The following is a 25,134-nucleotide window of genomic DNA, read 5'->3' as shown; positions in this document are numbered from 1 at the left end:
TACAGACTCACCCCCGCGAACGCGGGGAGCACAGCGCGGTGGAGAGGTCGACGGCGGCCTGGTCGGACTCACCCCCCGCGTGCGCGGGGAGCACAGTCGCGGCAAGCCCGGCCATCTGTGGGCGGGGTTCCGAATGAATCGATTCCTCGAACGCGAACCTATCGATGGGGACGGGGGGCAGACGACACGCCTTCTTTTCAATGTCGCGACCTAGAATTTAGATACAGTATTAATTTCCGACCCCCAAAATCATGCAATGGGGTTGCGCTAGCCTTCCTATTGCTTCGCGCGCTCACGCTCACCAGGTGCCGCCGAGTGGCTAGCCGTCGACGGTAGCGGCCCGTCGTGGCCGGAACGGAGTACCCAGCCGCGCAAGGGAGACCCCTTGGTGAATGAGCCGGAGAAGCGCCGGTGGTGGCAGCACTCGAAGGCAATTCGAGCGGCAGAGATCCTGCTGCGGATCGCCTGGGAAGTGCTACGCCAGTGGTGAGGTAGGGCCTCACCTCCACAACCAGTGGAGATGAGACCCCTTGCGAGGCCCTCGGCTGATCGTTTGGCAGCGGCTGGCCGAGGGCTCTTTGGTTCGACTCCGAAGTTCAGAAGTTCATAACTTCCGAAGTCTTGAACTTCGCAGGTGGAAGCCTAGCAAGATATCTAGCTAGCTTGCCAGCTTGCCGGTTTGCTGGCTTCCCAGAATGAGGAAGTGAGCCCTATTCATGGTGCCCGCCCTCGACGCCGAGGACCCCCAGCCGTGCGGCGGAGGGCGGGCACGATCAGGGGCCGGGCTTTATACGGGGTCCGGCCAGTCCAGTAGGTCGGTGATCGCGGCGAGGGCCTGCTGCGGCACGACGCCGTTACCGAGTAGGCGCCGCTGCTCGGCGTGTGGCAGGTCGGGCACGTCGGTGACTCAACCGTCGGGGAGCCCCATCATCCATTCGAGCCACCGTGTCGATACGCGCGGGCCGTGCGGGCCGAGTTCGGCGGGGAACGGTGCCGGCCTTCCGGTCACGTTCTCCCAGCGTCGGACGGCGGGGAGGAATCGGTCCCAAGCGGCGGGATCAAGCCGTCCCGCACCGCCTGGTCGATGATCGTCCGCACCTGGTGGTTGAGCATCACGTAGTGCCCCGCCTTCCGCCGTTCCTCGGCGGTACGGCCCCAGGCGTCGTCTTGACGCGCACGGGGTCCGCAGCAGTGATCCAGACTCGGGGGCGCTGGTGGGGCGCGCCAACGTCGGAGGCGCGCAGAACCCGCCATCGTGCCAGTAGCCCCAGCTCGGCCAGACCTCGAACGACGTTTCGCATGGCGTCGCCCTGGTTGGCGGTGAGCAGTCCGCGCACGTTCTCGAAGAGGAGCAGGGCGGGGGGTTCCGGCAGTCGCCGGACGCCGTCGAGGATGTCTTGGAAGAGCCACCTGTCTCGGGTGCCGTGTCGGCGTCCTGCCGCGCTCACGGGCTGGCAGGGGAAGCCGGTCGTGAGGATGTCGACGGGCGGAGTGTGCTGCCAGTCGATCGCGTGCAGGTCGCCGAGGTTGGGGACCGCGGGCATGTTGTGCGCGAGGATCTTCGACGGCCCGGGGGCAGGGTCGGCGATCCATTCGGTCCGGGCTCCGAAGAGCTGTTCGGCGGCCATGTCGAGGCCGCCGTATCCCGTGCACAGGCTGCCGAGACGTGGTGGTGGGTGTGGCTGTTCAGGCACTGGGGCCTTTCACTCGACACGGGGAGCGTGAGAGTGAGGGGTGCCTGGGCGCCGTCCCCGAACGCGCGACGGCCAGGCGGTCGAAGGCGGGGAGTGCAGGCACGAAAAAACCCGGCGCCTTGGCAGGCTCCGGGTTTTGGGTACAGGTGTTCTACGGCGCTTCGAGTGTGGCATGAGGGCCAGCGGGCCTGCAACCGGCTCCCCGTGGGGAGATAGCGATACGCCCATGTGCCCCTCGTCATAGTTCGCCCGCCAAAGGAGGCGTTAAGGCACATTGAGGCACATTAATGTGCATACTTCTCTATTGTTTTTGCAGGTCGAAGTCCTATGGGGCATCTACCGATGTGCCTGAATGCCGCCCGGTGGACCTGGTGTTTCAAGGTAAACTCTCGCTCACTGCCATACGTGCCGCGTACCGCCGCTTGGGATCCCGCGGCGGTCGGAATCGCCCGGATGCACAGATAAGCGACATCTGGGAGGTGTGCGTATGGCACAGGAGAAGGATCGGTCCGCCTGGTGGAAGCGAGAGAGCGTCCGGGAGGGCATCCGAGTACTTGTTGGAGTGCTCGGTGCCCTCAGCCGGACGGTCCTCGCGATCGCCGTCTTCGTGAGCGGCTGATCCCTCGGCTCCTGGTGGGGGTGAGGTTTGGCGGCCGTGTCCCCACCGGGAGCCTCTCTGTTTAGTCACACTCGAGTCTATATTTGCAACACCTCAGAGCATACATAGACCTGGGATTCCTACACACACCTATAGAGGATTCCTCCACGCCTCTATGAAGACAGGCACCCTGATTGCTTCAGGGCCCCTCGGTGCTCAAGGCGCCTGACGGTCTCGATCGCGCACCTGTCGACCCCAGTACCGATCGTCGACCGTCGCCACATGCGTGTGCCATACCGGACCTCATCGAGGCTACCCAGAACCCCCTTCGCCTGAGTAGCGTCCGACCTCACCAGCTCATAGCTGATGCCCGCGTAGTCGGCGATCTCCTGCTGAGTCAGCAACTGCTCGGGTGGAACGTCGCTGTCCGCGGGTGGGGAGCCACACCCACTCGCGCAGCAGCTCGTGAACGTCGCCGGCGTCGAACTCGACGGCGCGCCCGCGCTTGCCGACCACGCGCACCCGCTCGTGCCACGCGGGCTCGCGCACCCAGTAGTTCGCCACTCGAGACCGGGACCGGCGGTACTTCTCGGTGATCTCGGAGACGGTGATGCCGGGACGGCCGTCGTCTACCCTGGGGAACCCCTCCTTTCTGAGGAGGGACTCACCCCCGCGGACGCGGGGAGCACCGCCGGGCCGGTCACTGATCAATCACCGGCTTGGACTCACCCCCGCGGACGTGGGGAGCACCCCAGCGACGCCTCGGCCAGCCGCACCACCGCGGACTCACCCCCGCGGACGCGGGGAGCACCCGGGCCGCCCGGATGAACTCTTCGCGCTGCTTCGACTCACCCCCCGCGGACGCGGGGAGCACGTCTTGGACGACCGGACGGTGCCCTCCCAGATGGACTCACCCCCGCGGACGCGGGGAGCACAGGGACCCGGAGACGGTGCCGGAGAAGACCGCGGACTCACCCCCGCGGACGCGGGGAGCACCGGTACTGGCCGATGAACGGCTCCGCCTCCTCGGACTCACCCCCGCGGACGCGGGGAGCACCTTAAGGCCGTGGCCGGTGCCGCCTTCAAAATCCGACTCACCCCCGCGGACGCGGGGAGCACTCCCGGCTGGAGCGGGCCACCACCGCCAAGCTGGACTCACCCCCGCGGACGCGGGGAGCACATCCGCGGCCCGGTGGCCCAGCCCCGCGTCGCGGACTCACCCCCGCGGACGCGGGGAGCACGCCCGCCCAGCCGTAGGCGATCCCGTGCACCAAGTTCGCGCCACCGGTGGCCGAGACGCCGATCATGAGGCCGACCTTGGCGACCGGCGGCGGCTTCTGACCGTAGCGGCGGGCGAGAGCGATGGTGGCCAGGCTCATGACGATGAGCCCGTCGACGGTGGCCGCGATGATGGCGGCTTCCCAGGGGGCGGCGCCGGCGAGGCGGGCGACGCTGAAGATGTGGCCGTAGGAGACGACGGCGAGTCCGGCGGCGATGCCGAGTCCGGCCGCCGCGGGCAGGGGCATGCGCGCGCGAGTGCGCGATACGGTATTCACAGGTCCGCTCCTGGTGTAGTCAGGGTGTCGGATCAAGCCCCCGCGGCCGGCGTCCTACCGCCGCCCGGGGGCGTCCTGTTTTCCGGGGGGTTACTTCTTGAGGCTGGCAAGGAGGGCCCGGACCTCATCCGCGGCGGCGCGGCCAGCGGGAGTGGGGGCGCGGCCCGGACCGGCCTCACCGGTGGGTGCGCCGGGGCTGCGGGTGCTCTCGAGGGACTCGCGCATCCGGTCAAGCTCGGCCTGGTCGACCTGATCGAGGACTTCGACGGGGTCGGGTCCCTGGGCCGTCTGTTCCGGAGGGGCGGTGGAGACGGGGGCGCGGTGTGCGCAGACCGGGCAGCCGTCGGCGGTGGTACGGATCGTCGTGTGCACCGCGCAGTACCCGGAGGCCAAGCCCGCCGGGGTGTCCCACGGGACTCCGAAGGTCCCGTGCTCGGCCCCGGTCCGGGCCCGGAAGCCGCCGACCCCCATGGTCTGGGTGTTCCACGCCCGCACGGACTGCGGCGAGTCCAGCCGCGCCGACAGCGCGGGATAGGGCCGCTCCGCGGTGTCGGCGCCGGCCACGGCCGCCGCCAGCTCGGCGCGGGGCACCCCTGCGCCGTCGAGGGCCGCCAGGCGGCTGGCGAGGGCGGCCCGGTCGGCGGCAGGTCGGGACAGCGCCGCATCGGGGATGAGCGCCAGCAGAGCGAGCGCCCACCCGGCGGGCTCCGGGGTCGGAGCGCTGTTCTCGCGGGGGCTCTCGTCCGTCCGCTCCCCCGCGGCGCCCTGCGGGTAACCGCCTGCGGACGGAGCGGATTCGTTCCCCCTGCTTGCTTCAAGGGCGCTTACTTCTATGGGCCCCATCGGCGACGTCCCGGTCGACACGGGCGACGCCCCGCCGGACAGATCTGTCGGCCGCGGCGCATGGGGGAAGACCCCGGCGGCCTGGCGGGCCCGGTTCAGCGCGTCCCACGGGGAGACCGGCCCGTCGTAGCCGGGCGGCGGGGCGTCGGAGACCCGGTAGGTGTGGACGGTGCGGAACGCCGGGCCGGCCGGGGTGTGCTCGGTGTAGGTCGCCGACCGCGCGACTTCGACGATGCCGTGCGCCTGCAGCTCCTTGCGGCCGCGCTGCGCGGTGCGCGCCGACTTGCCCATGAGCCAGCCCAGTTCGGTGTCGGTGAGGCGGACGACCGGTTCGTCGCGGTTCTCCAAGACCATGGACCGCATGGCGCGGTGCGCCGACTTCGCGGTGTCGCTCAGCGACGGGTGCAGGGCGATCCAGTCCACCATGACGGTGAAGGACGCGCGAGGGGAGTCCTCGTCGGGCGCCGGGGAGGTGCGGTGTGCATCCTCCGGACGCCGAACGGTAAAGTTCGGCATAGCCGCCTTCCTGCCTGTACAGGTTGGTGGTCAGAGGCCGTTCAGGAGTTGGCGCTCCTGGCGGCCTCGCTTGTTTCCGGGATCATACCTCGTCCTGGCCGCGGGAAGACGAGCGCGGCCCGGGAAGGGGACTCACCCCCGCGGACGCGGGGAGCACGCGCCGCTCACGGTCGCGGCGGCGCCGGTCGGGGGACTCACCCCCGCGGACGCGGGGAGCACTGGACCTGGGCCGGGGTGTACCAGGCCGCCCCCGACTCACCCCCGCGGACGCGGGGAGCACTGGACCTGGGCCGGGGTGTACCAGGCCGCCCCCGACTCACCCCCGCGGACGCGGGGAGCACCCTGCGGCCCCGGTTCGGGGGGATGGCGAGCTGATTGAGAAGGCGGCCGCGCTGCTGGTGGCGGCGCGGGGCCGGGGCGAGGCGATGGCGGCCCGGGAGGCGGCGGCGAAATCGGGGAAGATGGAGCCGAACTGGCGGTTCGTGAAGGCGGTCAACAGCCGGGCCGCAGAGCTGGAGAAGGAGGCGGCCGCCGGGGCTGATGGCCAGGGGACACTCCTCTGACCTGGTGAGAGCGGCCCCGCTCCGTGGCGGGGCCGCCTCTACGTCTTCAGGGGGTGAGGGGTGTCCAGGGGGTTACAGCTCGCCGAAGTGGACGCTGCGGATGAGGGCCGCCCATTCGGGGCCGGGGAAGGTCAGGTGCCCGGCCTCCCTGTGCTGGGTGTCGCGGACGTGCACCACGTCAGGGGTTTCCCGCACCTCGACGCAGTTTTGTTGGCCAGCGCTGTAGGTGCTTTTGTGCCAGCTGTTCACAGTGATCCCCTATAGTCCGTCATCTTGTCCCGCGACGCATCCGGAGGGAGCGCCCACGCTTGGAGTCTGCTGAAAGCCGCCTCCATGTTGCTCACCTGCTCCTCCGCATCTGAGAACTCTTCACCTAGGGCATGCTCAGCGCAGAGCAGAGTGTCGGTGTCCCGCAGATAGAGGAGTCTGAAGGCACCACATGTCCAGGTTAGATCCCTGCTGGTGGCAGGCAGCACCTGGATCGTAGTAGATCTTGCTTCCGCCTCGTCCAGCAGCCGGTCTATCTGCCCCCGCATGACCTCCGGCTCGTGGCGGGCAGCGATGAACGCCGACTCGGGGATGACGACGTTCAGCACGAGCCCCTGCCCCACTCTGAGCCGCTGGCGCCAGGCCCTCCTGGCTTCCGTGATACTTGCCAGCTGCTCTCCGGTAATTCCAGGTGAGCTGGCTGTGATCACCAGCTGCGAGTATTCAGGAGTCTGGAAAAAGCCTGGCACGGCCAGCGGGTGGAAGAATTTCATCTCCCGGGCTTGCTCCTCGTACTCTTTAGCCCGTTGGAACCAGTCTGGGGACGATTGTGTCCGGATGACGCTTTCCCAGCGTCGCACGAGCTTCCCGTCGAACTTCAGGGCGGTGTCGAGGAGTAGCACGGTTTCCTTGCTGGTGGCCCTCTTGGCGTTCTCGATCTTGCTGATGAGGCCGTGTGAGCTTTGGATTCGCTCGGCTAGCCCCCGGTGCGTCAGCCCTTGCTCTAGGCGTGCAGCTCGCACCATCTTCCCGAACGGTAACCAAATCTCGTGTGTCCGCTCCGTCATGTGTACAGCATCACACATTTTGCGTACCTAGAGATGGGCTCTGCCTACCTAAGGAAACGGAATCTGCCGGTTCGCATCTTCTGAGTAAGCACTGTTCAGTTCTGTTCATGCTGGTGGCAGCCTCAAGGCCATGGACACCAATCTGCAGCTCTTCGGGGCCCCTGGCACCGCCGCGGCCGCCCACCGGATCGCCCGCCGCCTCGCCGCCCGCGACATCCCCACCGACGTCTACACCCGGCCCATGCGCGGCGGCCCGATGGTGCAGTGCGTACAGGTCGGCACCGGATCCTGGGCGCTGGTCGTCGCGATCGTGCCTGACCCCAGCGGCCACCCCGTGCTCGGGTGGGTGTGGGACGGGTGGCCCTGGAGCCCCCGGGACCGCAACCGCGACCGGGACCGGGAGCGGGTGGTCGAGCCGCACAACGTGGTCCGCACCCTGCACGGGGCCGAGCAGACCGCTGACATCACTGTGATGCTGGTGGCCGCATTCGACGCCCAGCACCGCGCCACCCGGATCCAGGGCCCGGCCGCCGGGGCCGCGTGATGGCCCGGACCGAGTGGTGCGGCCGGTGCGAGAAACTCGGCGCCCCGCACGGCACCTGCCCCACCGGGCGGGCCGGCCCCTCAGAGGCCACCCTGGAACGGTGGGCCCGCGTGTGGGCGGAGGCGGTCCTCCCTCTGACAGCGCCCCGCCCCCGCCCCGAACCGGAGGAGCCCCCGGCCGAGCGGCCGGCTCTCCCCCGGCGCGACCCGGCGAGGACCGCATGGACACCCCGCTGACCCCCTACACCATCGCGCAGGCGGTATGCGACCGGCTCACCGCTCACCGCGCCGCCGCCCGGATCGTGTGCGGGCCGCGCGGGGAAGGCGCGATGGTCCTGCTGGACCCGCTCGTGCTGGTGCCCGACCCGCCGGCCGCCGTGCGGTTCGACCGGCCCCAGGGGCGCGGCAACCGGGAACGGGAGTGGGTCCGCCTCGACCTCGGCGACCGCATGGCCCGGCTCCCCGACGCAGCGGTGGAGATCCTCGCCCACCACCGCACCGCCCAATCTCCCATCTGACCTGCAAGGACGAAACGAATCGTGCCACCGGCCACCTACCTGACCACACAGGACGTCGGCGAGTTCTACACCATCGGCGTTAAAACCGTCACCCGGTGGGAGAGGGAGCGGCTGCTCCCCGCCTCTCGCATGATCTTGGGGGCCCACATGTACCCGGCGGACGCCATCCAAGCCCAGTGGAACGACCTCAACCCGGGCGTGGAGCACCCGGGATGCCCCCTGCTGACCCGGGGCGGGATCGCCGCCGTCCGCAAACTGCCCGCGAAGCTGATCACCCAACTTTCCGATGTCGGGCACCTCCCCACCGTCACCATCCCGAGCGGGCGGCTGCGGATTCCAGAGACTTCCCTGGAGCGGTTCCGCGATTCCCTGGGTCGGTGGGCGCAGCATGGCGGCTGCGATGAGGTCGCCGCCCGGCTCGGGGTGTACCCGGGGACCGCCTACCAGCTGGTCCTCCGGTTCGGCGCCCAGGAACGGGGGCAGCTGTGACCCGCAACCAAGTGGACAGGAGCGCGGCCGGGGCGGTGGTGCAGGCCCACAGCGTCACCGGCGGCCTCAGCATCACCACCGCCGCCGCACCGGCGCCGGCCGGGCCGCCGGTCCCCCACGAGCTTCCGCCGCCGGCCGCCCGGTTCACCAACCGCAGTGCGGAGCTGGGGCAATTGCGCCGGTCGCGTAGCGAGGGCATGCGAGTGGTCGTGTTGTCGGGGATCGGCGGGGTCGGGAAAACCGCGCTCGCGGCCGAGTTCGCCCACCAGGTCGCCGCCGACCACCCGGACGGGCAGATCCACCTCACCCTCGGCGCCGGCAGGGGAACGCCGGTGCCGCCGACCGACGCGGTGGGGGCTGTACTGCGGTCCCTGGGCGCCGACCCCCGACACCTCCCCCGCACGGTCGAGGAGCGCGCCGCCCTGCTGCGCACCCTCACCCACGGCAAGCGGTTGCTGGTCCTGGCCGACGACGCCGCGGACGAGGCGCAGATACGACCGCTCCTCCCCGCGACGCCCGGGTGCACCCTGATCGTCACCGCCCGCACCCGCCTACCCGGCCTCATCGCAGATGCCGACCACATCGACGTGGACCCGCTCCCCGAGGCCGAGGCCGCCGAGCTCCTGAGGCGGCTGGTCCGCCGCGCGGTACCGCAGCTGTCGGCGTTGGCCGCGGCGGCGGCCGGGATGCCGCTCGCGGTGTGCGCCATCGCCGGGGCGCTGTCCCTGGACCCCGGCCGCACACCCCAATTCGCCCGCTCACTGCTCACCCGCACCGACCCGCTCACCTTGGAGGACTCCGTGGACCGTGCGCTTCGAACCGCCGTGGACGCCCTGCCCGACGATGCCCGGCGCCTGCACCTGCTGTGCGGGCTGCACCCCGGGCACCACATCACCCTGCCCGCTGCGGCCGCGCTCGCCGGCACCGGGGAAGAGCAGGCGCGCGAGGCGCTGCACATGATGACGGCGATGAGCCTCACCAGGCCGGTCGGGCCCGGGGTGTGGGCCATGCACGACGTGGTCCGGGAGCACGCCGGCGCCCGCGTCGAGGAAGAAGTTCCAGAGGAAGAACGCGGCGATGCGTTGGACCGGCTGATCGACCACCACCTCCTGACCACCGCGGCCGCCGACATCGCGCTCAACGCCTCCCGGCTGCGCTACGCCGAGGTCTTCGACCGCGCCCCCGATCTCTTCACCGACAGGAAGACCGCCCTGGAGTGGTGGGACCGCGAGGGGGACACGGTGGCCGCTCTGGCGCGTCTGGCCCACGCCACCGGCCGCCACACCGCAACCTGGCAGCTGCTCGACACGGCGAAAGCCTGGCTCGTCACCCGCCGCCCCTATGAGACCTGGCGCGGACTCATCGACCTGGCGCTGTCCTCGACCCGCGCCCTCGGAGCCAGGCGGGCCGAGGTGTGCGTACTGCTGTCGCAGGCCCAGCTCGCCATGTGCGGCCACCGCTTCGAAGAGGCCGCGGTGGTAGCCGACCACGCCCGCATCATCGCCGAAACCGAGGGCGACCGGCGCAGCCACACATCCGCGCTGGAAGTTCAGGCGCGGGCGCTGTCGGCCGCCGGCCGGTACGAGGAGGCGCTGCCGGTGCATGCGGAGGCGACCCGCCTGGCCGAGCAGCACAGCAGCCCCCGAGGCGTCGCGCTGAAGAAGCGCTTCCACGGCGAGACCCTGGCCCGCATGGGCCGCCACGGCGAGGCATTGGAGCTGCTGGATGCGGCGCTGGCGGTGTTCCGGCGCCTGGACGACTCCTATCAGATCGTGCAGACCCTCCTCGGGCGCACGCCCGCCCTCCTCGGAGCCGGGCGGGTGGACGAAGCCGCGCACGGGGCCGCCGAAGCCGCAGAGCTCGCCGCCGCCACCGACGCGTCCGTCCAGCAGGGCGCTGCCGCCGAAGCCCTCGCCGAAGTGGAGGCGGCCCGGGGTGATGGCGCAGCGCGGCGCCGCCACCTGGAGGCCGCACTGGAGCGGTACCAGAGCCTCCACGCCCCGGAGGCGCAGCGGGTCCAGGCACAGCTTCGGGACCTGGACCAGGCCGGCCGTGGCTGAACGGGGCCCGGTCGGCTCCCCTCAGGGGCGGAGCCACCGGCCGACCCCGCCTCCCTTAAATCCCCGGCCCGCCGTTGGACGCGAGCACCCGTCCGGCCCTTCCCCGGCGGCGGGCCGGGACCCACCCTCTTTGCCAGCAGGGCTTTCAACAACGGCCTTCACTGGCCACACCCGTGATCCCGCAGACCTGCGCGCCTACGATCAGCGACACGAACCTCTCCGCCAGTAAGCGACCGGCTCTGAAAGACCCGGCAGCCGAAACGCTGCTGAAGCGCCCCAAGGGCGCACCCGCAGAACAACGACAACCCGACGAAAGGACCCTGATGGCTACGCTCCAGACCACCCCTGTCCTCCAAGCCGACCCCATCTCTCCCGCCCCGGCCGCAGTCGTGGAGGCGGCGGACGCGTTCGTGCTGAACGCCACCGTTACCAAGACGCAGCCCACCCCCTGCTACGGCTCCTGCGACACCAGCAACGGGTGCTCCTCCACCTGTCCGAGCGCCTGCGCCAGCGGCAGCTGACCGGCCCCGGACCGACACGCCGCCCCACCCTCCGGTGGGGCGGCGCCCCCTTGCGAAGGAGTGGCAATGGCCCCCCTCTACCGCCCCGCCGCAACCGGACTGCTCCGAGCGGCCTTGACACCCGCCCGCGCACCGTGGTGGCCCGACCCGGACGACGAAGCCGGAACCCGGACATGGATCGCAGAAGTATGGGCTGACGAGGGATTCGCCGGGGCCGTCCAGGCGGCGGCCCCCGGACTGGTGCGCCGGGTCGAGGAGATCCAGCGAGGCGAACGGCCCCGAAAGGAGGTCCGCAAGACGGGGCTGTCGCTGATGCGGTACGCGCTGAGGTCTCACCGGCCGACGCCGTTCGCCTTGTTCGCCGGGGCGGCGCCCTTCGTGTTCGGCGACCGGACCAGCATCCGGTGGGGGCAGCGGCACAAGGTCGAGGCCCGGCCTGACGCGCAGTGGGTGGACGATGTTATCCGGCGCCTGCTCGCCACCCCCGTTCTCCTGGACCGGCTGCCGGTGGTCGCCTCCAACCTGGCCTCGGGGCGGGCGGGCCGGCTCCAGGTGACACACCGCCTCGAAACCGTCGCCGTGGACCTGACCGGGCCCGTGCGCACAGCGATGGAGCGGGCCGGTGAACCGGTGCGGTTCGGGGTGCTGGTCGGACACCTGGCCGCCGCCTACACTGCGCACCCGGAAGTGGTGCGGCCCATGCTGTTCGAGCTCGTCCGGTTGGGGTTCCTCGTCCCGTCGCTGCGGCCCCCGGGCACGGTCACCGACCCGCTGCGGCACGTCGTGGACCAAGTCCGCCTGCACGCCCCCGGCCATGGGGGCCTGGTGGAGGATCTGGAGGCGGTGGTGGAGGAGGTGGAGCAGCACAATGCCTCCCCGTCGTCGGAGCGGCGCCATGTGCTGCAACAGCGGATGCGGGAGGTGTCCGGGGCGGGGCGCACCCCGCTGGCGCTCCACGCCGGGTTGGACTGTGAGGTTGAGGTGCCGCGTGGTGTCGCCGCCGACATGGCCGACGCCGCCTCGACCCTGCTGCGGCTGGCCCCCTACCCGCGGTTCCCGGTGTGGGAGCAGCACCACGCCGCGTTCCTGGACCGGTACGGCGCCGGGGCCCGTGTGCCGCTGCTGGACCTGGTCGATCCCGACACCGGGTTGGGCTACCCCTCCACCTATCCGGGGTCGATCATGCCCAAGCTCGACCCGCCGCCGGCGACCGGCCGCGACACCGGCCTGCTGGGGTTGGCGCACGAGGCGATCATGGCGGGCCGCCGTGAAATCGTCCTGGACGACCAGCGGTTGGAAACGCTCACCGGCGGGTTCACGCCGCGGGTGCCGCCGCACGTGGAGGCCAAGGCCCGCATCCATGCCCCCACCCGGGAGGCGTTGGACCGGGGTGATTACCGGCTCACCGTCACCCCCGCCTACCACGCCGGGGTGCTCACCGGCCGCTTCGCCGACCCCGGTACACCGCTGGCCGAGGTGTTGGGCAGCGTGCCCGTGTCGGTCGAAGGCGCCATCCCCGCCCAGGTGGTGACGCCGCCCGTCTACCCGCACGCCGAGAACGTGGGAAGGGTCCCCCGGTTCGCCGAACACACCATCCCCATCGGGGAGCACACCGCCCCGGGCACCGTGATCCCGCTGGCGGAGTTGGCGGTCACCGCTGACTGGGGGCGCATGTACCTGCTGTGGGGAGACAAGGTGGTGGAGCCCGCCGCGTTCCACGCCCTGGCGCTGGAGAAGCAGGCCCCAACCTTGGCCCAGTTCCTCATCAACCTGCCGCGCGGGGGATGGACCCCGTTCCTCGAACTGGACTGGGGCCCCGCCGGCCACCTTCCCTACCTTCCCGGGATCCGGCGGGGGCGGGCCACGATCAGCCCGGAGCGGTGGCGGCTCACCTCGGCCGATCTTCCCGGGGCCCACGCTTCCTCAGCCTCCTGGGCCGCCGGGTTGGAGGAGTGGGCCCACCGGTGGCGCCTCCCCGAACGGGTGGAGCTGCACCACGGCGACCAGGCCCTCCTCTTGGACCTGTCCCACGCTGCCCACCGGGCCCTGCTCCGCCACCACCTCGACCAGGAGGACGACGCCGCGATCCTGCGCCCCGCACCCGACACCGACGACTGGGGGTGGTGCAGCGGCCGCCCCCACGAGGTCGCCGTCCCGCTGCTGTCCACCGCCCCACCCCGACCCGCCCCGCCGCGCGGAACCCCGGTGGCCCGGGACCGGGACCAGTTCCCCGCCGGGAAGTGCACCCGGTGGGTGAGCGCGAAGGTGTACGGGCCGCGCGACCGCCAGCACGAGGCCATCACCCACCACCTGCACCGCCTGGCCGCCGGGCGCGACATGTGGTTCATCCGGTACTGGGACAGCCGCGAACACGACCACCTGCGGGTGCGCGTCGCCGTGGACGGCCCTGATGACTACGGGGCCTGCACCAGCCTGGTGGGCCGATGGGCCGAGCACCTCCGCTCAGAGGGGTTGTGCCGGCGGCTGGTCCTGGACACCTACCAGCCTGAGACCGGCCGCTACGGGTCGGGGGAGGTACTGGGGGCGGCCGAGCGGGTGTTCGTGTCCGACACCCGGATGGTGGCCGAACAACTCGTTCACCTGGGGGGTGTGGACCCGGTGGCGGTGGGGGCGGCTGCGGTGTTCCACATCGCCGCCGCGTTCCTGGGCTCTGAGGGCGGGGCGCGGGAGTGGCTGATCGCCCACCGCCCCGAGGGAGCCGCCGCCGAGACCGCCCGGACGGCTGTGGCCGAAGCCGCCGCGCTGGTGGAGCGGCCGGCCGAGCACTCCGGGTGGGAGAAGCTGGCCCCCCACCGCGAACTGTTAGCACGGGAGGTGTCCGCCTACCGGGCCGTGCTCCCCAGCAGCCTCGACCCCGAGACCGTGCTGGCGAGCCTGGTGCACATGCACCACAACCGGTGGTTCGGTACGGAGCGGGCCACCGAACGCGCCGCCCTACGAGTCGCACGGGCCGTCGCCTTGTCCCTGCGCGACCGCGAGGACACCCAATGACCCCGCCTCTCCCCGACCCGCGGTGGGCGTTCTCCCTCGGGCGGGGAGCCCCTGGGATCCTGCTCGCCCACGCCGCCCGAGCCCGCGAACACGGGAAACCCTGGGAGGCCGCACACACCTGGGCGAAGGCCATGGTCGCCGCCCCCGTCCCCGCCACCGGACACAGCGGCCTGTTCGACGGCGCCCCCGCCGTGGCCTACGCGTTGCACACCGCCGCCCACCCCGCCTACGCCCCCGCGTTGGAGGTCGTGGACCACGCCACGCTGCTGCTGGTCGAACAGCGCCTTGGGGCCGCCCACGCGCGCATCGACCGCGGAGAGCCCCCGGAACTGCGGGAGTTCGACCTGATCGGAGGACTGACCGGGCTCGGGGCGTACCTCCTGGCCGCCCACCCCACCGGCGCCCTTCTGCAGGACGTGCTGGCCTACCTCGTCCGCCTCACCCGCCCGCTCTCCGCCCCCCATGGGGACGCCCCGGGGTGGTGGACCCCGCATTCCCCGGCCAACCTTCCCGATCCGGCTTTCCCGGGCGGGCACACCAACCTCGGCCTGGCCCACGGCGCCGCCGGGCCGCTCGCCCTGCTGGCCACCGCCGCCCTGGCCAGGATCGAGGTCCCCGGGGGCCGGGAGGCCATGCGGCGCATCCTCGTCTTCTACGACGCCCACCGCAACACCGCCCCTGCCGTGTGGTGGCCCGAATGGGTCGCCGGCAACCGCCCCCAACAACACCCCGGCCGGCCCTCCTGGTGCTACGGCGCCCCCGGCATCGCCTGGTCCCACCACCTGGCCGCCCGCGCATTAGGGGACCGGGCCCGCCAGTTCGACGCCGAACACGCCCTCCTCGGCGCGGCCGCCCAGTCCGACCGGCTCGCCCAACCAGGGCTGTGCCACGGCCAGGCCGGGTTGCGCCTGGTCCTCACCCGGGCCGCCGAGCACGCCCTCCACCCGCACCTGCGCAGCCTTCCCCCGCCTCCCCCCTCCCCGTCTGCCGCTTCGGGGCCGGGGCTGCTGGACGGCCAGGCCGGACTCGACCTCACCCGGGCAGCCGACACAACATGGGCGAACTGCCTCCTTCTCGGGCGAACCCCCGTTCACTCGCAACCGAACACCGCCGATTCCTAGACTGGACCGCGATGACCGACCACACCTCGACACCCGCCCCGGACGCGCTGCGCGCCGACCTCGTGGACACCCTCACCGAGGCGGGGGCCATCCGCAGCGAAGCCGTCCGCGCCGCCTTCATGGCCGTGCCCCGCCACCGGTTCCTCCCCGGCGTCCCCGCAGAGGAGGCCTACGCCAACAAGTACGTCGTCACCCACCGCCGCGGCGGCGCCGACATCAGCTCAGCCTCCCAACCCGACGTGGTGGCGATGATGCTGGAACAGGCTGACGTCCGCCCCGGCATGCGGGTGCTGGAGATCGGGGCGGGGACCGGCTACAACGCCGCCCTGCTGGACGAACTCGTCGGCCCCGGCGGGTCCGTGGTCACCATCGACATCGAACCCGAGGTGACCGCCGCCGCCCGGACCCACCTGGAGGCGACCGGGCACGGCCGGGTGCGGGTGATCACCGGCGACGGCGCCGAAGGCACTGCGGGCGAGCCGCCGTTCGACCGGATCATCGCCACCACCGGCGTGTGGGACATCCCCCCGGCCTGGTGGGACCAGCTCGCCAAGGACGGACGCATGGTGGTGCCGCTGCGGTGGCGGGGGCTGACCCGCTCCCTGGCCCTGGACCACATCGAGGGCCGCTTGGTGGCGCGCGATGTGCGGTTGTGCGGATTCATCCCCATGCAGGGCCAAGACGGCGAGCAGACCACCACACTGGCCGAGGGGGTGGCCTTCCACTACGACCAGGACGCGCCCGCCGACCCCGCCGCCCTGGGCAAGGTGCTGGAGGCCGACCGGGTGGAGGCGTGGTCGGGGGTGCGCATCACCGGCGAAACCCCGCTGGAAGGGGTATGGATGCGCCTCGCCGGCGCCGAGCCGGGCACCGGGCGGATGGTGACCAAGCCGCCGGCCCTGGGTTCCGGCCTCGTGTCCCCTGCGATCCCCCCGCTCAACCCTGGGGTGGCCGAGGGCGGCTCGTTCGCATACCTGAGCGTGCGCCGGGCGGAGGGGAACCAGCCCGGGCTTGAACTCGGCGCGGTCGGCCACGGCCCCCGGGGGGCCGAACTCGCCCGCCAGATCTGCAAGCAGGCGGCGGTGTGGGATGCCGCCCGCGACGCGGTCCCACAGGTCATGGTCTACCCGGCCGCAGCAGACGTCGGGGCCCGGGGAGCGGTCGTGGAGAAGCAGTGGTCGCAGGTGGCGTTGTCCTGGTGACCCGGACGGCATGAGAAAAGCGGCCCACCTCCCCAGTAGGGCGGGAAGGTGGGCCGCTGTCCCCTGTCCGCCTTCCACCTCCGGTAGCCGAGTACGGCACTCTAGGGGCATGGAGCGGGACGAGCAGCGGTTGAGCGCGCAGGACATCGCGGGGCGGAAGGGCGTCCGCCCCGACACGTGGCGCGGCTACGTCAGCCGGGGCCCGGGCCGGGTGGGGGCGCCCTAAGCGGCAGTCGGGAAATTGTGATCAGGTGAGGACTCACCCCCGCGGGCGCGGGGAGCACGACCCCGTGCGCTTCACCACCGACGCGAGCGCGGACTCACCCCCGCGGACGCGGGGAGCACGAGGGATGCGATCACGATGGTTTCTCCGTTTCGGACTCACCCCCGCGGACGCGGGGAGCACCCGGACCCCGGGCAGGTCCCGGGCCACTTCGAGGACTCACCCCCGCGGACGCGGGGAGCACGAGTGGGCCGGCCAGCACCTGCGCGCGGTGACGGACTCACCCCCGCGGACGCGGGGAGCACCTCGTGTCGGGGTCGGGGTCGGGGTCAGACTCACCCCCGCGGACGCGGGGAGCACCTGCCCGTCCTCGGCGCACCGGCGGTGCTCGCGGACTCACCCCCGCGGACGCGGGGAGCACGGCCTGCTGCAGCCGGAGCTTGCGGAGCTCGCGGACTCACCCCCGCGGACGCGGGGAGCACGGCCTGCTGCAGCCGGAGCTTGCGGAGCTCGCGGACTCACCCCCGCGGACGCGGGGAGCACCCGCGCGAAGGCGCCCCTCCCAGGAGGGGCGCCGACTCACCCCCGCGGACGCGGGGAGCACAGCTGGTGCTGATGCCCGCCCGGCCACGGCTCGGACTCACCCCCGCGGACGCGGGGAGCACGCGGTACCTGGCCGACGCATCCGCTCATGCAGTGACTCACCCCCGCGGACGCGGGGAGCACCCCCGCGATGACGGAGCAGGGCTCGCAGGTGATGGACTCACCCCCGCGGACGCGGGGAGCACCAGCCCGAGGTCATAGCCCAGGTGGGCGAGCCTGGACTCACCCCCGCGGACGCGGGGAGCACTGCGAGACGCTGTCGGCCGCCGCCGGGCCCAAAGACTCACCCCCGCGGACGCGGGGAGCACGTCGTCGAGCGGGACCTGCACTGGAAGCCCAAGGACTCACCCCCGCGGACGCGGGGAGCACGGCGGTGCGGCGGGCGCCCACCGGCCGCGGCTGGACTCACCCCCGCGGACGCGGGGAGCACCCGCGGCGGCGTCGTCGGCACCGTCGCGCGCTGGGACTCACCCCCGCGGACGCGGGGAGCACTCCGCGAGCGGGCGGATGCGCTCCATCAGCGCGGACTCACCCCCGCGGACGCGGGGAGCACTTTACCCGAGCCGGACGGGCCGACGAGGAAGACGACTCACCCCCGCGGACGCGGGGAGCACGGAGCAGTAGCGCGAGGGCCTGCCCTTGCCGCGGACTCACCCCCGCGGACGCGGGGAGCACTCGGCACGGACCATTCGGGTGTGCTCGGCGGTGGACTCACCCCCGCGGACGCGGGGAGCACGGCCTGGTCCACCTTGAACGTGGCGGGCATGTGGACTCACCCCCGCGGACGCGGGGAGCACACGACCGGCAGGCTTCGACCGGAAGCGCTGAGGGACTCACCCCCGCGGACGCGGGGAGCACGTTCCGCGCACGTCGGACCCGTGCACTGACGGTGGACTCACCCCCGCGGACGCGGGGAGCACTGAACCCAGTGCGGGCTCCCCATGAAACCGGGGGACTCACCCCCGCGGACGCGGGGAGCACCGGTCGCGCCGCTCCTCGCCGGCGCCGTCGGACGACTCACCCCCGCGGACGCGGGGAGCACGCCAGCCACTACAAGGAGACCGGCGGAATCGACCGACTCACCCCCGCGGACGCGGGGAGCACGCCAGCCACTACAAGGAGACCGGCGGAATCGACCGACTCACCCCCGCGGACGCGGGGAGCACGCCGCCACCACGGCGCAGGTGGCCACCGGCGCGGACTCACCCCCGCGGACGCGGGGAGCACAGCCACTTCGGCTCATAGGGCACCAGGATCATGGACTCACCCCCGCGGACGCGGGGAGCACGGGATCGACTGGTCGCGCAGCGGCCAGGGCCTGGACTCACCCCCGCGGACGCGGGGAGCACGCCGACCTCGACCGGGGTGCGGCCCGGCGCGGCGACTCACCCCCGCGGACGCGGGGAGCACTGAAGGCCAGGCGGAGCTTCTTGCCAGCGCGGAGACTCACCCCCGCGGACGCGGGGAGCACAGGACCACCTGGCGGTTGCGGTCGGGGTCGGAGGACTCACCCCCGCGGACGCGGGGAGCACACAGGCCGTCGGGGGTGCGCACGAGGTCGCCCGGGACTCACCCCCGCGGACGCGGGGAGCACAGTAGTCCCGACGATGCGCCCATCGGCGACCGGGACTCACCCCCGCGGACGCGGGGAGCACAGACCGCGACCGCTTACCCCTACGCCGTGCTCGGACTCACCCCCGCGGACGCGGGGAGCACGGCACGGGGCGGCGGCCTCCGCCCCCGGTTCCGGACTCACCCCCGCGGACGCGGGGAGCACACTCCTGCGGTCCCTTGGCACTGCATGCGCAGGGACTCACCCCCGCGGACGCGGGGAGCACCAGCGACGCAGCGGCCATCCGGGCCGGGGTCGGGACTCACCCCCGCGGACGCGGGGAGCACGCGCCCACGCCGGAGCGGATGGGCGCGAACACGGACTCACCCCCGCGGACGCGGGGAGCACTCCCCGGCAGACTGAGCCCCCTCCCGAGCGTCAGACTCACCCCCGCGGACGCGGGGAGCACACCAGGCCCGCCATGACCGTGGTCTCGTACAGGGACTCACCCCCGCGGACGCGGGGAGCACGGCTCGTAGAACTCGACCGCCGTAGCGCGCCTCGACTCACCCCCGCGGACGCGGGGAGCACCCTGCCCTCACCGGGTGGGGCCTGTGGCCGTTGGACTCACCCCCGCGGACGCGGGGAGCACGTCACCTCTGCAACACTCTTCCCGCGTGCACTGTGACTCACCCCCGCGGACGCGGGGAGCACTTCTCCGAGGGATGTGACCCCGTTCGAGGGGAAGACTCACCCCCGCGGACGCGGGGAGCACCGTACCGCCGTCGAGCATCGGGTCGAACAGCGCGGACTCACCCCCGCGGACGCGGGGAGCACGGCTCGTAGAACTCGACCGCCGTAGCGCGCCTCGACTCACCCCCGCGGACGCGGGGAGCACCCTGCCCTCACCGGGTGGGGCCTGTGGCCGTTGGACTCACCCCCGCGGACGCGGGGAGCACGTCACCTCTGCAACACTCTTCCCGCGTGCACTGTGACTCACCCCCGCGGACGCGGGGAGCACTTCTCCGAGGGATGTGACCCCGTTCGAGGGGAAGACTCACCCCCGCGGACGCGGGGAGCACCGTACCGCCGTCGAGCATCGGGTCGAACAGCGCGGACTCACCCCCGCGGACGCGGGGAGCACCTGGAGCGCTCGGACATGGCGTCTCCGGCGGTGGACTCACCCCCGCGGACGCGGGGAGCACCGCGTCGCCGCCGAGCACGGGATCGACGGCGCCGACTCACCCCCGCGGACGCGGGGAGCACCACCTGGGCGCCCAGGGCGACCTCACCGAGTACCGACTCACCCCCGCGGACGCGGGGAGCACTTTCCATCTACCAGGGGGACCGAATGGCTTGGGGACTCACCCCCGCGGACGCGGGGAGCACGCGTGCGCACCGCGCCCGCGCGAGGGTGTGAGGGACTCACCCCCGCGGACGCGGGGAGCACTCGTCCAGACACAGCGCGAAACAGCCCCGAGCGGACTCACCCCCGCGGACGCGGGGGGCACCTCGGCGATGTGGCCGGTGCACGGGGTGGAGGAGACTCACCCCCGCGGACGCGGGGAGCACGTGGTCGTGGTCGGCCGGGTCCGCGGCGATGGGGACTCACCCCCGCGGACGCGGGGAGCACGAGATGAGCGCCGCGGCCAGGGCGATGGCGTCGGACTCACCCCCGCGGACGCGGGGAGCACGAGAGCGTCAGCTGGAGAGGACGGCCCTCTCCGGACTCACCCCCGCGGACGCGGGGAGCACCCCAGTCGTGCCGGCTCCGCGCTGGCCTGCTGAGACTCACCCCCGCGGACGCGGGGAGCACCGTGGCCTGGACCTGCGCGTGCGCGGGCTCGTAGACTCACCCCCGCGGACGCGGGGAGCACTCCCAGGCCGCGGTCGCCGCGGCGACGATGGAGGACTCACCCCCGCGGACGCGGGGAGCACCGTCGCAACAGCGGTCTCAGCCTGCTTACGCTCGGACTCACCCCCGCGGACGCGGGGAGCACGGAGGGGGAGTCCATGCCTAGCTCGGCCGAACGGACTCACCCCCGCGGACGCGGGGAGCACCGTACCGAGTCCCGCTACAACGAGGTCAGCGAGGACTCACCCCCGCGGACGCGGGGAGCACAGGAAGCGCTCCGCCGCCTTCTTGTCGCTGTGCGACTCACCCCCGCGGACGCGGGGAGCACTGATCATGCGCATGTGCTGTACCTCTTTGCTAGGACTCACCCCCGCGGACGCGGGGAGCACCAGGTCGAGGTCCGCCTCGACGGCTCGACGTCGGACTCACCCCCGCGGACGCGGGGAGCACCGGTGGCCAGTAGAGGACGGGTGATGGGATCGGGACTCACCCCCGCGGACGCGGGGAGCACCCTTCGCGAACTGCAGCAATGCAGGCCGTTATCAAAACTTGATGATTTCGGCGGGTCAACCTGTCCTCGATTGTCCTCATAAGAAGCCGCGCGGTTCGCCCTCGACCGCGCACTGAGCCCGCTCGCAGCCGCAGAGAACCAGGCCCACCGCCTCCCGGGCCCCGCCGCAACCGCCCCCGGGACACAGCAAGGAACCGAAAAGGCCAACAGCGAACACGCGGCGCGCCCGCCGGAAACGCCCGCAGCCAAGCCGCCGCCCACGCCGCGACGGTTCCCGCCTGCCAAGATGAGGCGGCACCCCTCTCCCGTCCTCAGGCCCCTGCGGCCTTGGGCCAGCCGATGAAAGCCAGATCTCACCCCCGGCGCCCCCCTTCTCCGAACACCGCGCAGCCCCTGGACACCCATCGCTGTTTTCTACCACCATGACCAGACGGGGGCCTGAGCGCCGGCGTTTTTACGGGCTTTTCTGCCGGTGGCGGCCCCTGTGAGAGGGGGCGGTTGCCTGGACGGGGACAGGGCGCTGAGTGCTCAATGCCTCTGCCGTGTGCCTCACCTGCTGCTTTCATAGCCCGATTCCGGTGAGCGGGTTATCGTCCCACCGGTCACCGTCATCGAAGTAAGCATTCAAGGCCGATGACCCGTCGGCCCAGCCGCCGTGGCGGCCGGTGGTGAGGCGGTCCTGGCCGGCGGTGCGGGCCGCTGTGGCATAGCCGCGGCGCAGGGAGTGGCCGCTCCACTGGGGCGCGGGGATGCCGGGGCCCGGTGGCGGGTTGAGGCCGGCGTTCTTGGCCGCGCGGGCGACGATCTCTGCGACGGCCTCGCCCGTCAGGCGGCCCTGGGGGTCTCCGATGAGGCGGCCGTTGCGCCGGACCCGGGGGGCCAGTCGGCCGTGGCGGTCGATGCGCACGAAGGCGGGACCGCCGGCGAGGCCGTGTTCGGTGAGGACCTCGTACCAGGCCCGCCAGGCCCGCACGGGGCAGGTGCGGGGGTGGGAGCCGTAGAGCACGGCGACGTGGTGGCGGGTGCCGGTCTTGCGGCGGTTCATGGCCACTTCCAGTCCGCGTCCGGCTTCGTCTTCGGTGATGTCGTCGGTGTTGAGGGCGGCCAGTTCGGAGCGGCGGGCGGCGGTGGCGAAGGCCAGCAGCAGGACGGCGGTGTCGCGTTTGCCTGCGGGGGTGGCGGGGTCCAGGGCGGCGGTCATGCGGCGGAGTTTGTCGGGGGTGGCGGCCGCGGCTCGGCGGGGGCGGGAGAGCCGGCGGTCAGCGGAGTCGGGGGAGGCGGCGAGGGCTTGGGTGTAGCCCTTGATGACCTGGCGGGCGGGGGAGAGGTCGGGGGCGGTGGCCTGGGCGGTTCGGTAGTACTTGGCGATTCCGGCCAGGGCGCGGTTGATGGTGGCGGGTTTGAGGCGGCGGTCGTAGGCGAGGTGGGTGGTGTATTCGACGAGGAGTGCGGCCAGGGCGCGGGGGCCGGTTGCCCATTCGTGGCCGTGGTGGGCGCACCAGGTGGTGAAGCGCTGCCAGTCGCCGGTGTAGGCGCGGCGGGTGGAGTCGGGGACGCCGTCGGCGAGGGCTTTGGCGGCGCGTTGGGAGAGCACCAGGCCGTCGGTGTCGCCGCTGGTGGCGGGGTGTGCGGTGGGTCGGGTGCTGGGCGGGTCGGGGAGCGCGGGCATGGTGCCCACCGTAGCCGGGGGAGCAGGGGAGGGCTCGTTTGCGGGCCGGGCGGGGCGCGGTGCGGCAGCGGGGGCGGCGCTGTCCTGGTTCTGGGGCGGTGTCCTCTTCCGGCCATAGCTTTCGGTGAGGTCTCGGCCACCGTCTAGGTTAGCCTTTTTTGGGCGGATCATTCCGATATTGGAAAGCAGTTCCTTGTATCCCCCTCATATGCAGGCCTCCTACTTCCCCGTGCCCATGCCCGTTGCGGTCAAGGCCGTCCGGGCCATCTTCATCATCAATGCGGTGCTGATCGGGATCGTGCTGCTCGTCCTGTTCATCGGCATGGCGGCTCTTGACTCCTCCTTCGAGGAGTTCGCCGAGGAGACCGGGACGGGCACCGGAGACATACTGTTCAGCCTGGCCATCGCGGTGGCCTTCGTGCTGATGTATGGCATCGCCGCCGCCAGGCTCGGCAGCGGCGGGCCTGGGACCCTGTCCTTCGCCCGGATCGTGGCCGTCCTCGGCCTGGCCGGCGCGGTGTCCAACGCCGCCTTGTCCGGTATCACTCTAGGCCTGGTCCTGGGGCTCGCCCTGGACGTCGCCGCCCTGGTGCTGCTCGCGACCTCCGAGGCCCGTGCCTGGTTCGGGCGCCCCGGCGCAGGGGCCGTGCGCTGAGCGCAGGCGGCCGGTGGTGAGGAGCGCGGAGGGGACGCCGAGCTCCCCCGCCGCCCCGGCGCGACCGCGCCGGGGCGGCGGGGGAGCGGTTCGGGTCGGTCGGTTTTTTGAGGCGGCCCGGACGGGGGCAGGGGAGGGCAGCGGCGCGCAGGGCAGGAAGGAGCGGAGGACGGCATCCCCCAAATCAGGATCTACCTCGTAAAGGCAATGATTTGTTTTTTAAAAACACCACCATCCATCCGAGGGTGAGCGCGCTTCCAAAAAGGAGTCGACAGAACCTCCTTTCAAGGTCGCGGAGTCTCTGATCGGGAAGAGCGATCCGAAATAGGGGAGAGGGAAGGAATCGAAGATGAAGGCGATTAGGGTTTACAAAGGCGCACTGGTCGTGCTGGCCTTCGCGCTCGCGGCGACTCTGGCGGCACTGGTCGGCGCCACCGCCCTCGGCGCCGAGGGTCCGCTGCGGGAGCTGTGGGCCGCGTGGGGCGCACTGGTGCTGGCCGGAGCGGCCGTCTACCTGGTCGGCCGCCGGGCCCAGTGAGAGCCCCCTCCGACCCTGCGGCGCTCCGGGGAAGGGGCCGCACGGGGAGGCCCGGTTCCCGGCCGGTGCTGTGAGCGGGGCCGCAGGGCGGTCCAGAGGATCCGGGCCCTGCCGGCGGTGCCCGAGCAGCGGGCTCTCGGCCTCCCCACCGCAGAGAAGGAGCCGCAAAGGTGCCGGTAGTCCATCCTGACCTGGTTCTGCTTCTCCGGGGGCCGCTGCAGGGGCGGCGCTGAGCGCCGCCGCGGCAGCCGCGGTCCGTGCCGCGCGACTGCCCGGTGCTGCTCACATCGGCGGGTGCGGCGGCCGGCACCGCCATGGAGGGAGATCCGGTATGTCCGGTCCTGCTCCCCGACCCCGGTGCGCCCCTGGTCTTGGCCGGCTTCGCCCCGGCCGTGCTCGCGGCCGGCCGTGAGCCTTTTTCATCCTGCTTCTCGGAGCTGAAGGACCAGAACAGCGCGGGTGATCTCCCCGGCCCGCTGCGGGCAGCAGCGTAGGCGGCCCAGGATGTCCCAGTTCTTGAGCTGGGCGATCGCGCGTTCGCCTGGGCTGCGGAGCCTGGCGTGGTCGGAGTCGGCGTCCTTCTTCCACTGCGGCTTGCCGCGTCCCTTGAACGGGCAGAACACCACCTCCGACAAGCCGACGTAGCCCTTGTCGCCCAGCCCGGCGAGGCCGGCGGCCTCGATGCGCTCGGCGATCTTCCACACCCGGGCGGCCTTGGTGTCGTGCACCGCGCCGGGCAGTGACCAAGAGGTCCACAGCGGTTCGCCGTCGGGTGCGGACACCACCTGGATGTTCATGCCGTGTTGTTTGTGCTTGCCGGAGTAGAACGGTCGGTCGGCCGCCAGGCGGTCGCAGGCGATGAGCGTGCCGTCCACGATCACGTACGCCCGGCCCTTGCGGCGGGCACGACGCAGCCCTTGTTCAAGGGCGGGTGCCTGTTCGGCCGGCAGGGAGGTGGTCTCGCGAACGTAGCGCCAAGCGGTTGCGGTACCGACCTCGAATCCGGCGGCGACCTGTGCGAAGGGCTCACCCTTGTACAGGTGGACCAGCACGAGCAGGGCTTGGGCGGCCGGGTCGAGGCGGCGCCACCGGGATCCGGTTCGGGTGCGGTGAGCGCGGATGGTGCGGGCGGTCAGGTTGAGGGTGCGGCGTGACAACGGCAGCGCGGCACGGTAGAACAGCATGCGGAGCCCTTGGTGGGTGGGGATTCTTGGTCGAAAACCCGTCTACCAGGGGC

17 protein-coding genes, 1 pseudogene and 2 CRISPR repeat arrays are annotated in these 25,134 nt (G+C 72.0%); of the genes and pseudogenes, 11 read left to right on the top strand and 7 right to left on the bottom strand.

From position 1 onward, the window contains the following. Positions 1–1,112: 1,112 nt before the first annotated feature. The 3 genes and pseudogenes from J0910_RS31030 to J0910_RS31020 all read right to left on the bottom strand — a co-directional run bounded on the left by J0910_RS31030 (position 1,113) and on the right by J0910_RS31020 (position 5,207). Positions 1,113–1,694 carry a DNA cytosine methyltransferase gene (locus J0910_RS31030; RefSeq protein WP_420162324.1) on the bottom strand — a complete coding sequence of 194 codons (582 nt, stop codon included), beginning with the start codon at positions 1,692–1,694 and terminating at the stop codon, positions 1,113–1,115. Between the two features lie 1,504 nt (positions 1,695–3,198). Then, a CRISPR array of direct repeats spans positions 3,199–3,533; the repeat unit is 28 nt; unit sequence GACTCACCCCCGCGGACGCGGGGAGCAC. Positions 3,534–3,569: 36 nt separating this feature from the next. Then, positions 3,570–3,818, bottom strand: a pseudogene (locus J0910_RS31025) (DUF2637 domain-containing protein); the annotation flags it as partial. A gap of 120 nt (positions 3,819–3,938) precedes the next feature. Next, the gene (locus J0910_RS31020) at positions 3,939–5,207 is read right to left on the bottom strand and encodes a hypothetical protein (RefSeq protein WP_420162323.1); all 1,269 of its coding nucleotides are present in this window, start codon (positions 5,205–5,207) and stop codon (positions 3,939–3,941) included. Positions 5,208–5,605: 398 nt separating this feature from the next. Here J0910_RS31020 and J0910_RS31015 point away from each other — a divergent pair, with 398 nt between their 5' ends. Further along, the gene (locus J0910_RS31015) at positions 5,606–5,770 is read left to right on the top strand and encodes a hypothetical protein (protein ID WP_420162322.1); all 165 of its coding nucleotides are present in this window, start codon (positions 5,606–5,608) and stop codon (positions 5,768–5,770) included. Positions 5,771–5,842: 72 nt separating this feature from the next. Here J0910_RS31015 and J0910_RS31010 read toward each other — a convergent pair whose 3' ends face one another. Together J0910_RS31010 and J0910_RS31005 are read right to left on the bottom strand one after the other, a co-directional pair. Next, positions 5,843–6,019 carry a DUF397 domain-containing protein gene (locus J0910_RS31010; RefSeq protein ID WP_420162321.1) on the bottom strand — a complete coding sequence of 59 codons (177 nt, stop codon included), beginning with the start codon at positions 6,017–6,019 and terminating at the stop codon, positions 5,843–5,845. Then, positions 6,016–6,825, bottom strand: a complete 810-nt coding sequence (locus J0910_RS31005) for a helix-turn-helix domain-containing protein (RefSeq protein WP_420162320.1) — start codon at positions 6,823–6,825, stop codon at positions 6,016–6,018. Before J0910_RS31005 ends, J0910_RS31010 begins: the two co-directional genes overlap by 4 nt. A gap of 130 nt (positions 6,826–6,955) precedes the next feature. On the opposite strand from J0910_RS31005, the gene J0910_RS31000 reads away from it, so the two are divergent. The 8 genes from J0910_RS31000 (at position 6,956) to fxlM (ending at position 16,291) form a co-directional block, all read left to right on the top strand. Then, complete coding sequence (locus J0910_RS31000) at positions 6,956–7,369, top strand: hypothetical protein (protein ID WP_420162319.1); 414 nt, start codon at positions 6,956–6,958, stop codon at positions 7,367–7,369. Positions 7,370–7,589: 220 nt separating this feature from the next. Beyond that, positions 7,590–7,886, top strand: coding sequence for a hypothetical protein (locus J0910_RS30995; protein ID WP_420162318.1), 297 nt, complete (start codon positions 7,590–7,592; stop codon positions 7,884–7,886). A 21-nt stretch (positions 7,887–7,907) separates the two neighbouring features. After that, the gene (locus J0910_RS30990; protein WP_420162317.1) at positions 7,908–8,375 is read left to right on the top strand and encodes a MerR family transcriptional regulator; all 468 of its coding nucleotides are present in this window, start codon (positions 7,908–7,910) and stop codon (positions 8,373–8,375) included. After that, entirely contained in the window at positions 8,372–10,435 is a 2,064-nt protein-coding gene (locus J0910_RS30985; protein WP_420162316.1) for an NB-ARC domain-containing protein, read from the top strand. Before J0910_RS30990 ends, J0910_RS30985 begins: the two co-directional genes overlap by 4 nt. A 323-nt stretch (positions 10,436–10,758) precedes the next feature. Next, the gene (fxlA, locus tag J0910_RS30980; protein WP_420162315.1) at positions 10,759–10,956 is read left to right on the top strand and encodes an FxLD family lanthipeptide; all 198 of its coding nucleotides are present in this window, start codon (positions 10,759–10,761) and stop codon (positions 10,954–10,956) included. Between the two features lie 66 nt (positions 10,957–11,022). Then, positions 11,023–13,968, top strand: a complete 2,946-nt coding sequence (locus J0910_RS30975; protein WP_420162314.1) for a lantibiotic dehydratase — start codon at positions 11,023–11,025, stop codon at positions 13,966–13,968. Then, complete coding sequence (locus J0910_RS30970; RefSeq protein WP_420162313.1) at positions 13,965–15,089, top strand: lanthionine synthetase C family protein; 1,125 nt, start codon at positions 13,965–13,967, stop codon at positions 15,087–15,089. The genes J0910_RS30975 and J0910_RS30970 overlap by 4 nt, the downstream gene beginning before the upstream one ends. Before the next feature lie 11 nt (positions 15,090–15,100). Then, positions 15,101–16,291 carry a methyltransferase, FxLD system gene (fxlM, locus tag J0910_RS30965; protein WP_420162312.1) on the top strand — a complete coding sequence of 397 codons (1,191 nt, stop codon included), beginning with the start codon at positions 15,101–15,103 and terminating at the stop codon, positions 16,289–16,291. A gap of 256 nt (positions 16,292–16,547) precedes the next feature. Beyond that, positions 16,548–21,035: direct repeats of the CRISPR family, unit length 28 nt; unit sequence GACTCACCCCCGCGGACGCGGGGAGCAC. A gap of 562 nt (positions 21,036–21,597) precedes the next feature. Here fxlM and J0910_RS30960 read toward each other — a convergent pair. Further along, a complete protein-coding gene (locus J0910_RS30960; protein WP_420162311.1) occupies positions 21,598–22,704 on the bottom strand; it encodes a tyrosine-type recombinase/integrase in 1,107 nt (368 codons plus the stop codon). Positions 22,705–22,912: 208 nt separating this feature from the next. Between J0910_RS30960 and J0910_RS30955 the strand changes: the two genes are divergently transcribed. Beyond that, complete coding sequence (locus tag J0910_RS30955; protein WP_420162310.1) at positions 22,913–23,359, top strand: hypothetical protein; 447 nt, start codon at positions 22,913–22,915, stop codon at positions 23,357–23,359. Between the two features lie 349 nt (positions 23,360–23,708). Then, the gene (locus J0910_RS30950) at positions 23,709–23,897 is read left to right on the top strand and encodes a hypothetical protein (protein ID WP_420162309.1); all 189 of its coding nucleotides are present in this window, start codon (positions 23,709–23,711) and stop codon (positions 23,895–23,897) included. Between the two features lie 419 nt (positions 23,898–24,316). On the opposite strand, the gene J0910_RS30945 is transcribed toward J0910_RS30950, so the two are convergent. Next, the gene (locus tag J0910_RS30945) at positions 24,317–25,081 is read right to left on the bottom strand and encodes a transposase family protein (protein WP_420162308.1); all 765 of its coding nucleotides are present in this window, start codon (positions 25,079–25,081) and stop codon (positions 24,317–24,319) included. Between the last annotated feature and the right edge of the window lie 53 nt (positions 25,082–25,134).

The sequence above is a fragment of the Nocardiopsis oceanisediminis genome (assembly GCF_048595525.1).
Lineage (GTDB): Bacteria > Actinomycetota > Actinomycetes > Streptosporangiales > Streptosporangiaceae > Nocardiopsis_A > Nocardiopsis_A oceanisediminis.
This window is presented reverse-complemented; position numbering and strand designations above follow the sequence as displayed.

Bases quoted from the DNA above. Each gene is read 5' to 3' on its own strand.
- J0910_RS31020 (WP_420162323.1), bottom strand. From the start codon at position 5,207: ATGCCGAACTTTACCGTTCGGCGTCCGGAGGATGCACACCGCACCTCC.
- J0910_RS31005 (WP_420162320.1), bottom strand. From the start codon at position 6,825: ATGACGGAGCGGACACACGAGATTTGGTTACCGTTCGGGAAGATGGTG.
- J0910_RS31000 (WP_420162319.1), top strand. From the start codon at position 6,956: ATGGACACCAATCTGCAGCTCTTCGGGGCCCCTGGCACCGCCGCGGCC.
- J0910_RS30995 (WP_420162318.1), top strand. From the start codon at position 7,590: ATGGACACCCCGCTGACCCCCTACACCATCGCGCAGGCGGTATGCGAC.
- fxlA (WP_420162315.1), top strand. From the start codon at position 10,759: ATGGCTACGCTCCAGACCACCCCTGTCCTCCAAGCCGACCCCATCTCT.
- J0910_RS30975 (WP_420162314.1), top strand. From the start codon at position 11,023: ATGGCCCCCCTCTACCGCCCCGCCGCAACCGGACTGCTCCGAGCGGCC.
- J0910_RS30970 (WP_420162313.1), top strand. From the start codon at position 13,965: ATGACCCCGCCTCTCCCCGACCCGCGGTGGGCGTTCTCCCTCGGGCGG.
- fxlM (WP_420162312.1), top strand. From the start codon at position 15,101: ATGACCGACCACACCTCGACACCCGCCCCGGACGCGCTGCGCGCCGAC.
- J0910_RS30960 (WP_420162311.1), bottom strand. From the start codon at position 22,704: ATGCCCGCGCTCCCCGACCCGCCCAGCACCCGACCCACCGCACACCCC.
- J0910_RS30955 (WP_420162310.1), top strand. From the start codon at position 22,913: ATGCAGGCCTCCTACTTCCCCGTGCCCATGCCCGTTGCGGTCAAGGCC.
- J0910_RS30950 (WP_420162309.1), top strand. From the start codon at position 23,709: ATGAAGGCGATTAGGGTTTACAAAGGCGCACTGGTCGTGCTGGCCTTC.
- J0910_RS30945 (WP_420162308.1), bottom strand. From the start codon at position 25,081: ATGCTGTTCTACCGTGCCGCGCTGCCGTTGTCACGCCGCACCCTCAAC.